The sequence below is a fragment of the Neolewinella antarctica genome, assembly GCF_011927835.1.
In the GTDB taxonomy this organism is placed as follows: domain Bacteria; phylum Bacteroidota; class Bacteroidia; order Chitinophagales; family Saprospiraceae; genus Neolewinella; species Neolewinella antarctica.
Genome location: NZ_JAATJH010000002.1, coordinates 1,038,892 through 1,049,482, shown reverse-complemented (window position 1 = coordinate 1,049,482; position 10,591 = coordinate 1,038,892). Strand labels below are relative to the sequence as shown.

The window sequence follows — 10,591 nt, the reverse complement described above, 5'->3', positions numbered from 1 at the left end:
TAGTCTAGGGTCTAGGGTCTTTAGTCTTAGGTATAGACTGCACTGTTCTGGCGTGGTACCTCCGTAGTCCATCGAATTCTGAGAACTACTTTTTCGCGTGGCGATAGCCTTCCACTAGTTGGATGACGGTACCGTAATTGGCGAGGCCGCCGTGGACGCCCTGGGCGCGGAGGTAGGCGTCGTAAGTGAGGTCGCGGACGGCGGGGGCGATGTCTTGATATTTAGCGGAGTTGTCGTAGATGGCCTGGAGGTCATTGCGGATGCCGGGGTCGAGGTTGGCGGCACGCCATTCGGTGTATTCGACGGGTTCGGCGCGGCGGAGGCGGCCGGCGATTTGGCGCCAGTAAGCGAGTTTGAAGGCGTAGTTTAGGTAAGGATCGTTCGTTTCACGGCCGGCGAGCCAGGCCCAGAAGGTACAGGTGCCCTCGTCGCCGAACCCATAAGCGTGGGCGAATTCGTGGGCCATGACTGCCGGTTTTTGGAGGTGGTGGAGGCCGGCGTCGATGTTCGCTTCACCGGCCCAGGGCCAGTAGACGCCGGCGGTGCTCCAGCGGAGGAGAATGCCTTTTGGCTGGAGTTGGCGGGCGCGGGGGCGACCGGGGGCGGGGTAGCCGTGGTCGGTAAAAGCTTGGGCTACTTGGGCGCGGACGCGGGGTTCCAGGTTGGGGGGAAGGAGCAGGGATGATAAGGCCTGAGTATCGAGCGTTACCTTTTTTCGTAGGATTGCAAGTTCTTCGGCTTCGGTATAGACTCGGTCGCGTAATTCATCTTGCGTGGGGTTGTAGCGATTGAAGCCTAGTTGCTCATCTACCGGGACGCGGCCGTAGTTAAAGCCCCAGCCGAGGAGGAATACCGAGATCAGCAGGGCGGCACCATTCCATATTTTCCCGGGTAAGCTTTTCCAGGCTCCGCCCGCTGAACTTTGCTTTCTTGCCCGATTCCATTGCACCAGCGACCGCGCAAAAAGAAGGATGACGACCAGCCAGAAAACGAAGAATAGTGGGATGGGTAAAAGTGGAAACGTATGATCCCAGACAGTCCGGAAAACCGGGAATACCCCCCGGCTGTACACCGCTTCGATCGCGGAGGCGGGCAAGATGAAACGGAGTACAAGAAGTATTGAAAGCAGGGCGGACGGCCACAGGCGGCGGAGGGTCACGGGCAGTCGTTTTGGGGTGTCGGATGGCGTCAAGTCGAACGCGGCGGCGGACGGGCATTAAACCAAGCGAAAGGCGATGGTGTTGTGAACCCACGCAAATCGCGTAGACAAAAATTAAAAATCCGCTTACCATGGCTTTTACCCTAACCGACACCAACTACCAAGAAAACGTAATCGATAAAGGCGGCGTAGCCCTCGTCGACTTTTGGGCGGAATGGTGTGGCCCCTGCCGCATGATCGGCCCCATCATCGAAGAACTCGCCACCGAGTACGAAGGCAAAGCCCTCATCGGCAAGGTCGACGTTGATGCGAACGCAGAACTCAGCCAGAAATACGGCGTCCGTTCGATCCCCACTATTTTGATCATCAAGGATGGTGAAGTCGTCGATAAGCACGTTGGTGCGGCGAGTAAGCAGGAATTGATGAAGAAGATTGAGGCGCAGTTGAATTAGTGCTTTAGTGTGATAGTACAAACTAGAAACCCCGCTTCTCTTTTGAGAGGTGGGGTTTCTGATTTTGAAAGAGTTGAATGAAATACGTATTTTTAACCTTACTTGCCACCAAGACATTTAGTTTTCATGGGACAACCAGCCACGACGAAAGACTACTACACGAAAGACGAATACTTCCGTATGCTGGAGGCTTCGGACTTTAAGATCGAATATCACGACGGTAAACTTCGCATGATGACCGGAGGGAAAATTGCCCATAACGATATCATTGACAATATTTATTTGGCGCTAGCGACCGGCCAGAAAAAATGCAAGGTCAAAAACAGCGAAAACGCCGTCGCCATCGAGTCGACCAACAAGTACGTTTTCCCCGACCTCACGGCCACCTGCGGTAAGCCGACGTATCAGGAGGGAGGAATTGCACGGTTGACTAACCCAAATTTGATCGTCGAGGTACTTTCTCCTTCGACGGCCGAGTACGACCGCAACGAAAAATTTTCTTACTACCGCAGTTTGGAAAGCTTTCAGGAATACGTCCTGATTGACAGTCGAAAACTAAGCGTAGAAAGTTTTTATCGGGAAACACACGAATTGTGGCACATTGGTTCTTACTATAATTTGGACCAATCGGTCATGTTCCATTCCCTGGGCATTGAGGTTCCGATGCAGACTATTTACGCGGATATTGACTTCTCTCTCGCCCTATAACGGGGTACTACCCGCCCCTACCGCAACTCCAGCCGGTAAAGATCCACCCGCCGGTCCCGCAAATTATGCACCGAGCCGTGCTCGTGTAGCTCTTTGAGCAAATCCAAATCCACGTCCGCCACCAAAATCATCTCCGTATTCGGCGTCGCTTCAGCCTTAACGCCATTACTCGGAAACGCAAAATCACACGGCGTAAAAACCATCGACTGCGCGTACTGAATATCCATATTATGCACCTTCGGTAGGTTACCGACCGAGCCGGCGATGGCGACGTAGCACTCGTTCTCAATGGCCCGGGCTTGGGCGCAGTGACGGACGCGGCTGTAGCCGTTCTGCGTATCGGTGAGGAAGGGAACGAAAAGGATATCAACGTCCTGTTCGGCGAGTAAGCGGCCTAATTCCGGAAATTCAACGTCGTAGCAAATTAATATGCCAATTCGGCCACAATCCGTGTCGAAGGCGCGAAGGACTTTACCCCCCGTCATGCCCCAGACCTTCGCCTCGTCGGGCGTAACGTGGAGCTTGTAAAACTTCTCCACCGAGCCGTCCCGCTTACAGAGGTAACCGACATTATAGAGCGTTCCGTCCTCCACGGAAGGCATGGAGCCAGTAATGATGTTAATGTTGTACTGGATGGAAAACTCGCTGGCTTTCTTGACGATCGGGTCTGTGTACTCCGCGAGTTTGCGGATGGCGTCCGGTTCCTTTAAATCATTATAAGCGGCCATCAGGGGCGCGTTGAAGAATTCAGGGAACAGGCAGAAATCCGACCGGTAGTTGCTTACCGTTTGCACGAAATACTCCATTTGTTCTAATAGCGCATCGAGCGTTTCGTAGCGGCGCATTTGCCACTGGATGAGGCCGAGGCGGACGACGCTTTTGGTAACGGTCGGCTTCTTGGTCGGCTCGGTGTAAAGCACATTATTCCACATCAAAAGAGCGGCGCATTCGCGGCTATCGGTGTCGCCGGGTAAATACCCTTTTATTACCTTTTTGACGTGGAAATCGTTATTGAACTGGAAATTCAAAACCGGGTCGGTTATCTCGCGCAGCTTGACGTTTTCGATATATTCCTTTACGCTCATCCGGTCGGCGTACTGGTGGAATTTTGGTAATCGGCCGCCGAAGACGATGCCTTCCAGGTTTAATTGTTCGCATAACTCTTTCCGGTAATCGTACATGCGGCGGCCGAGGCGGAGGCCGCGGAATTCGGGGGAGACGAAGACGTCGATTCCGTAAAGAATATTTCCGGCTTCGGTGTGCGTGTTAAAAGTATATTCACCGGTAATCTGGGCGTAGGTGTGGTCATCGCCAAATTTAGCGTAATCGACAATGATGCCCAGGGCGCATCCGGCGAGTTGTCCATCGATCAGGATGGCGATCTGCCCTTCCGGAAAGCGACCGATGATGTTCTGAATTTCGTCCTTTTCCCAGGCGCTTTCGGGCAGGACGGCGTAGGCTTCTTCCATCAACTCTCTCAGCTGCGCGTACTCCTCCATGGCGAGGTATTTCAGCTCGATCTTGCCGATGGTTTCGGGGTTGGTAGCGGGGGTGTCGTAGGTGGTGGTGGGGGAAGCCATGGTGCTTTTTGGTCTGTGGTCTTTGGTCTGTAGTCTCTGGCCCGTGGGCACTGGTTACTCGCCCTGGGTCGGGATGTTAAACAATGGATCGCGGTAGTATGTTGGCGCGGACGCGGGTGCAAAGTAGTTGAAGAGGCGGAGCAAACAAATGAGTGTTCCTCCGTAATTATCGGACAGCTTTTTGGTCCACCAGATTCTGCTGGACGCGTTACATTTCTTATACTTTGGTCTCGACGCTTCGAAACAGATCAAAAATTTGGTCCGTCCCGTCGCGCAATCTTTACTCTTTTATCTTTCCTCTTTCCTCAAAAAACATTGCACCTGCGACCACGAAAAGCGTTAAACAGCCAGAACCCCTTCCCTAAATGCGCTACGCCCTAACCGACATCCACGGCTGCTCCAAAACCCTCGCCCACGCCCTAGAACAAATGAACTTCCAAGTGTCCGACGAACTGTTCTTCCTCGGTGACTACATCGACCGTGGACCGGATTCCTACGGCGTCCTCCAGCAAATCTGGGCCCTGGAAGAACGGGGCTACAAAGTCACCTGTCTACGCGGCAATCACGAACAGATGTTACTAGATTATCACAACGGCAAGCGCGAACGCTACGAGTGGACGCCACGGAGGTGGCACCGTAGCCGTACGATCGACTGGATGAACGGCCTTAAGTACTACCACGAAACACCGGGTTACTTGCTGGTGCACGCCGGCCTAAATTTCAAGTCGCCCACCCCCCTGGCCGACAAGGAAGCCATGCTCTGGGAGCGCTACTGGTACGATGACATCGACTTCGATTGGCTCGCAGGCCGCACCGTCCTGCACGGCCACACCCCGGAACCGAAAGTGATGGTGGAGGCCACCGTCAAAAACATGGACAAACTCGGCCGGCTCTGCATCGACACCGGCTGCTCCCACCACTCCTGGGAGATGGGCTACCTGACGGTTTTCAACCTGGATACGCGGGAGACGCGCTTTTTTGCGATGTTGGATTAACTATTCCACCACCAACACCTCCACCGCCAAATCATACCGTCGCAAATACCCTCTGACCAAGAAATTAGCCTGACTTTCCTCCACAACCGGCGCGTCGAGGTAGACGAAATACTTACCGCCACCGGTGCGCAGGCACTCTTCGGCCGCCACGGTAACCGCCATGCTGTAAAGGGCGTTGATGTTATCGGCGGCGTCGCGGGCGGAGGTGAAATCGGGGTAGACGCCGGTGGTTAGTAAATAATAGGTACTCGGCAGTTGGGCCAGGGAGAGGCACTCGTAGTCCGTGCGGGATTCGCCGGCCTGGTCCACTCGGTAGCGCAGCACGGTGCGCGGCGGGTTATCGGCTGGCACGTCACGATCGGCATCCAGGTACACTTCACCAGCGGGGCGGTTGTCCGCGTCGAAGTTGTGATCGTATTCGCCGGGGAGCAGGTCGGGGCTCGCGCGGCTTTGTGCGGGGTTGGCAGCCGGTTCGAGGCCGGCGACGTCGGGTGTCTCGAAGCGGCTGCCGAGTTTGGCGAACGGGCTCCAACTGGCCTGCAGCACGCCGAAGGTGACTAAGGTGAGTAAAACACCAATCAGTGAGGGATAGTACCAGGCACGCAGGGAAAAATAGCCGGGGCGGCGGCGGATTTCGTCGGGGGAGAATTTACGCCGAGCATCACGGAGCAACCAGCGGGCGTGGGCGATTCGGCGGGCGGGGCGCTGGTACCACTTTGGTCGACCCTTCTTGGCGTGAAGAATGGAGGTAACGTAATCGGATTGCCGAGTTTGGGCCGGGAGATAAGTACCAACGTCGAGCGGGTCGGTATAACCATCAGTAGGTGTGGGCGCGGACGTAGATGCCGGGCGTTTGGGGAAGGGCAAAGATTTTACGAGCGACCTAAGCTTGGGCGGCGGTTGAATGGCCGCTACCCAGAGCGGTAACTGCGCGCGTTTTCCGGAGAACTGGTCGATGTGGCTCGGCTCCATCACGTCCCGTACCCGGTTACCCGGCAGGATTTCCATCATGCCGAAGCCGTAGCGGATGCACTGGCTTTGAAACTCAGCGAAGTAGCGGGGCGGCAAATCTTGAAATACTTCCTTGTCGTACGCCATCCACTGGGCGTTAGCGTAAAAGCGTTTGAACTGGTCGACGGCGTAGATGTAGCGGAAGCCCTTGCCGATGCTCAACGCAAGCGCGGCCACGCACGTCAGGATCAAAAACCCGAAGAACAGCATTCCGTAAGCCGGCGCGCCCCCCGCCCACCGCCAGACGTTAAAACCCTCCGGCTGCGACGCGTAAGTTAGTCCCGTACTTAGTCGGGGCGACAGCGCCAAAAAAACCGCCACCGCCGCCAAGCCGAACAATAGCGCGTAAGCAAAAATCCCGAACCAATTCTTACGATAAAGCACTTCCTGCCCCGTATCCAGGCTCGTCGCTTCCACCGTAGCCGTAAACCACTCCAGGTCCGGTTGCTGAAAGGCCAGCCGCGCGTCGATCGTCACGCCCCGGTAGTAATGCACGTTGGGCACCACCCGCGTCCCGCTCGTCCCCGATCGCGGCCGCAGCTTGTAGTGCTGGCGGAGGAAGTTGATGGCCAGGCCGCGGATTTGTTGCTCGGTGTACACTTTGGGGCTAAGGTCTATGGTCTGGAGTCTGTGGTCTTTGGTCCCGGCAAGATAGACGTTCTTACTGCATTGGGGGGGTATCTACTCAGTTTCTGCACTAGCTTAGCGACCACAGACCTTAGACCACAGACCCTAGACTAAAAACCCCAGACCAAAGATGTCCTCCCTAAACTGCAACGGCCGCCTCCTCGAACTAAACCGCCCCCTCATCATGGGCATCCTCAACGCCACGCCCGACAGCTTTTACGCCGCAAGCCGCGTCACGGACACCCAACGCGCCGTGGATACTGCCGGGCAAATGCTTAGTGATGGTGCCACTTTCATCGACGTCGGTGGCATGAGTAGCCGGCCCGGCGCGGAGATTATCAGCTCCGGCGCAGAAATGGATCGCGTCTTACCCATCATCGCGGCCATCTCTAAGGCGCACCCGCGAGCCTTCGTCAGTTGCGATACGATCTACGGTGCCACCGCCCGCGCCGCAGTCGCGCACGGGGCCGCGATGATCAACGACATCAGCGCAGGCAACCTCGACGCCGAACTCTTCCCCACCCTACCCGACCTCCGCGTTCCTTATGTATTGATGCACATGCCCGGGAAACCGGCTGACATGCAGCGACGAACGAACGCGTATGGCGACAAAGTAATCACGCACGTTTGGGATTTCTTGGCCGCCAAAATGGGTGAATTGCGTGAGCTGGGCGTGCTCGATATCTTAGTCGACGTCGGTTGGGGTTTCGGCAAGACGGTCGAGCAGAACTACGAACTACTCGCCAACTTAGCGGTTTTTAAGACGCTCGGCGTGCCGATCCTTTTGGGTATCAGTCGCAAATCTTCCACCTGGCGTCCGCTCGGTATTGCGGTGGAAGAAAGTCTCCCGGCTAATACCGCACTGCACCTTTTTGCGCTCCAACAAGGAGCTGACATTTTGCGGGTGCACGACGTGAAGGAGGCGGCACAAGCCATCAAGCTTCATGAATTACTGGCAGCCGCGCCGCGTATTTGACTCACCCCCGCATCATCAACGTTCCTTCACTCGGGACGGTAAAGCATACCACAAACCATGGCGGATTACCCCAACCAAGCACCCCGATCCCGTAAATCCGGCAGCCTGATCTCCGCGGTCATCATCGCGGCCATCCTCGGTATTCTGGGCGTGCTCGGTTACCGGTATTACCAGGGCTCCCCCGGTAGTTTTCTTGCCCGCCCGGCCGAATACGAATTGCAGTACCGCCCGGCGGACTTCCGCGTCGACATCGACCCCGATCTGGCCCTGCGCGTCCTCCAGCACCCAAAACGCTACCGCCGCGAGTTCGACCAACTAGTTTATGACATCAATACCGACATTCTTCAGCACGTTAGCAACCGGATGGGCCTGAACGATAGCCTTCGCCAAGAAGTCGTGCGGGAATACGACCTACAACACCAACAGTTCGCCGACCTTTATTACCAAGATTTTATGCGCATGCGCGATACCTCGGCGGCCGTATACGAAGCCTGGTACGAGGAAGGTGGCGGCAAGATCACGCAGATCTTCGAAGAAGTCGCCTCGAACTACACCTGTTTCATGGTCAATAAGATTCTGGCCGCCGTCGTCCGGATGCGCAACGGTAACATCATCGCCCGGGGGCGGGAGGTGGATAACCCGTGCAAAGTCGCCACCGGCGAAGCCCTCCGTCCGATGATGGCCCGAATGGCCGAGCGTGCCGCGATCGATGATTTTTCGCGGTCAAAAGGCATTTTTCAGGAAAAAGTCGAGACGGTGATCGGTGAACTGGCTACGATTGAGATACGCGACAAGAAAGGCATCGAGAAAAAAATCAATTCCACCGTAGCCGGCTTCAACGTCTCAGAATCGGACATTGAGATCACGGCCATTTCCATCCTGAAAGTAGGCTTCCGCCTCACTGACTTCTTTACGATCGAACTCGACGAAGCTTCCAAAACCGTCCGCATTACCCTTCCCGAGCCGACTATCCTCAGCCACGAAGTCTTGCCCAAAATCGAAAAGCTCGACATCGGCTGGCTCCGCGAACTGGAAGGAGCTAACATCAATGAATCCGTCAACAGCCTGCGCGAAACCTTCCGGGCCGAAGCGTTGGAAAGTGACGTGATGACCCGGGCGAAGACGCAGGCGAATAGTTTGATGGAGACGATGTTCTTACCACTCGTTCGCCAGTTGGGGCCGGATTATCGCATTGAAGTTGATTATCAGCTGGGGGCGGAGCGGGATACGCAGGGGCGGCTTGGGTAGGGAGGTTAGTCGGTAGGCGGTAGGGATATTAGGCGGTAGGCGGTAGGCGGTAGGCGGTAGGCGGTAGGTACTGTAACGCTCGGCCCTACCGCCTACTCGCCTACCACCTACTGCCTCTCTTCCTACCGCCTAAACGTGAATACTTCCACTCCGTTTTCGTAGCCCTCCACCGGACCGGTTCCTAAAGCAAGCTACGATCTCCGCGATCAGGCTCACGGCGATCTCCTCCGGTGTTTCCGCGCCGATGTCTAGCCCGACGGGTGCGTATAAGTTTTCGTAGCCGGCAAGGTCTAGCTCCGGTAGGGACTCGTCCATTTTGATCATTCGCTTTCGCGGGCCCAGCATACCGAAATAGGTGGGTTTTAGGGGTAGAAAGTGTTGGACCATCACCCGGTCCCAGTCGTAATCGTGCGACATGAGGGCGATGGCGGTGGCTTCGTCTACGTCGATTTGAGCTACTTGAGCGTAATCGAAGCACTGATCCGCCAGCGCGGTAATTTCGCGGGTTAGCTTACGAATGGGAGCTACAACGATCGTTTCCCAGTCTAGCAGGCGGGCGGCGGCCAGTGTTGCCGGGATATCGTAGTTATAGCCGGTCAGAATGAGGCGCGGCCGCGGGTGCAGGGTTTCGTAGAGGACGCGAAATGGTTGGTCCCGTTCGTCCGTCAAACTGTCCACTTTGCTTCTTCCTCCGGCCAGAATTTCCGCCGCCCGCTCCATTAATCGATTAGAAGACAGCGAATCCGAGTACGCTTTAAACTCCGTCAAATCCGTAATTAATCGTGGCCGGACGAGATTGTAAGCCGACCAATCGTCCGCTTGGAATACATCCAACAGCCGAACGAGCACTACCGGTTTACGAATGGAGAGGCAACCGCGTAGCATTTCTAATTCGTTATTCTCGTCAGCATAATCGACGGGAGAAAAAAGCACGTCGATCCGCCCCTCACAACCCAGCCCGATGCCGATCACCGCGTCTTCCCCGTCCGTCGTATCGTACGTATGCACCGCCGGGCGGCCGGAGTGAATGGCCAATTTAGCACGTTTCAAAGCGTCCCCCTCCAGGCAGCCACCGCTGATGCCACCGACGTAGCGCCCGTCCGCCGCCACCAGTAACCGCGCGCCGATCCGCCGGTAGCTCGATTGCTCGACGTTGACGACCACGGCCAGCGCGGCGGGGATGTTCTCACTTTTTAATTGGTCGTAAAGCTCAATGATCTGTCTTATTTCCTTCAAGGTCGTCCAGGGTTTTTCCAGTGAAGGCAAGATAGTCTTCGGGGGTATCAATGTCGACGTTGCCGCCGGGCAATTCGATTTCGTCGACCAGGTAGCCCCGGTTTCTGATCAGGTCTTTCGCGCCGCCGCTCGACGTGAGGGCGATCAGTTCCCGGTAGTGCTCGGGAGAAAATACGGCCGGTACGCCGGGGCCACTCGGGTATTTGGTCGCCACGATGGTGGCGGGGGAAGTGTCGTAACGTTGTATGATTTTTTTCAGAAACGCGCCGTCCACCCGTGGCTGGTCCGCTAGCATGACTAAAATTCCTCGGCAGTCGGTAGGGTTTACGGCACTTACGCCGGTATTGATGCTGGAGCCCATCCCGTTTTCCCAGTCCGGATTATGGATAAGGTTTACCGTTGTATTTTCGACGAGTACCCGTCTAATCTCCCGGTCGTAAGCTCCCGTGACGACAATGTTCTGCCCGGACAGCGTTTCGGCGACCGCCACGGCTCCGGCGATGAGTGACCGACCGGCTACGGGCAGCAGTAATTTGGGCCGCCCCATCCGACTAGATTGGCCCGCCGCGAGAATAACCGTGGTGATTTTTTTTTGCACG

At 56.1% G+C, this 10,591-nt stretch carries 10 protein-coding genes; 5 read left to right on the top strand and 5 right to left on the bottom strand.

What is annotated here, in order from left to right:
• Positions 1-85 precede the first annotated feature (85 nt).
• Positions 86-1,159: a DUF3810 family protein gene (locus GGR27_RS09420; RefSeq protein WP_168037163.1), complete on the bottom strand. Its 1,074-nt coding sequence runs from the start codon at positions 1,157-1,159 to the stop codon at positions 86-88.
• A 131-nt stretch (positions 1,160-1,290) separates the two neighbouring features.
• Between GGR27_RS09420 and trxA the strand changes: the two genes are divergently transcribed.
• Together trxA and GGR27_RS09410 are read left to right on the top strand one after the other, a co-directional pair.
• Positions 1,291-1,611 carry a thioredoxin gene (trxA, locus tag GGR27_RS09415; RefSeq protein WP_168037162.1) on the top strand — a complete coding sequence of 107 codons (321 nt, stop codon included), beginning with the start codon at positions 1,291-1,293 and terminating at the stop codon, positions 1,609-1,611.
• Positions 1,612-1,737: 126 nt separating this feature from the next.
• Positions 1,738-2,319 (top strand): Uma2 family endonuclease, encoded by a 582-nt coding sequence (locus GGR27_RS09410; RefSeq protein WP_168037161.1) that lies wholly within the window; start codon positions 1,738-1,740, stop codon positions 2,317-2,319.
• Positions 2,320-2,336: 17 nt separating this feature from the next.
• Here the strand turns inward: GGR27_RS09410 and GGR27_RS09405 are convergent, their stop codons facing one another.
• Positions 2,337-3,899, bottom strand: a complete 1,563-nt coding sequence (locus GGR27_RS09405; protein WP_168037160.1) for a carbon-nitrogen hydrolase family protein — start codon at positions 3,897-3,899, stop codon at positions 2,337-2,339.
• Positions 3,900-4,264: 365 nt separating this feature from the next.
• On the opposite strand from GGR27_RS09405, the gene GGR27_RS09400 reads away from it, so the two are divergent.
• Positions 4,265-4,894, top strand: a complete 630-nt coding sequence (locus GGR27_RS09400; RefSeq protein WP_168037159.1) for a metallophosphoesterase family protein — start codon at positions 4,265-4,267, stop codon at positions 4,892-4,894.
• On the opposite strand, the gene GGR27_RS09395 is transcribed toward GGR27_RS09400, so the two are convergent.
• Complete coding sequence (locus GGR27_RS09395; RefSeq protein ID WP_168037158.1) at positions 4,895-6,505, bottom strand: hypothetical protein; 1,611 nt, start codon at positions 6,503-6,505, stop codon at positions 4,895-4,897.
• 157 nt (positions 6,506-6,662) lie between these two features.
• Here GGR27_RS09395 and folP point away from each other — a divergent pair, with 157 nt between their 5' ends.
• On the top strand, positions 6,663-7,508 hold the full coding sequence (folP, locus tag GGR27_RS09390; RefSeq protein WP_168037157.1) for a dihydropteroate synthase: 846 nt from the start codon (positions 6,663-6,665) through the stop codon (positions 7,506-7,508).
• A gap of 57 nt (positions 7,509-7,565) precedes the next feature.
• The gene (locus GGR27_RS09385) at positions 7,566-8,756 is read left to right on the top strand and encodes a DUF4230 domain-containing protein (protein WP_168037156.1); all 1,191 of its coding nucleotides are present in this window, start codon (positions 7,566-7,568) and stop codon (positions 8,754-8,756) included.
• Positions 8,757-8,885: 129 nt separating this feature from the next.
• On the opposite strand, the gene GGR27_RS09380 is transcribed toward GGR27_RS09385, so the two are convergent.
• Together GGR27_RS09380 and GGR27_RS09375 are read right to left on the bottom strand one after the other, a co-directional pair.
• A complete protein-coding gene (locus tag GGR27_RS09380) occupies positions 8,886-9,992 on the bottom strand; it encodes an XdhC family protein (RefSeq protein ID WP_168037155.1) in 1,107 nt (368 codons plus the stop codon).
• Positions 9,967-10,590 (bottom strand): nucleotidyltransferase family protein, encoded by a 624-nt coding sequence (locus GGR27_RS09375; protein WP_168037154.1) that lies wholly within the window; start codon positions 10,588-10,590, stop codon positions 9,967-9,969. The genes GGR27_RS09380 and GGR27_RS09375 overlap by 26 nt, the downstream gene beginning before the upstream one ends.
• Position 10,591 lies beyond the last annotated feature (1 nt).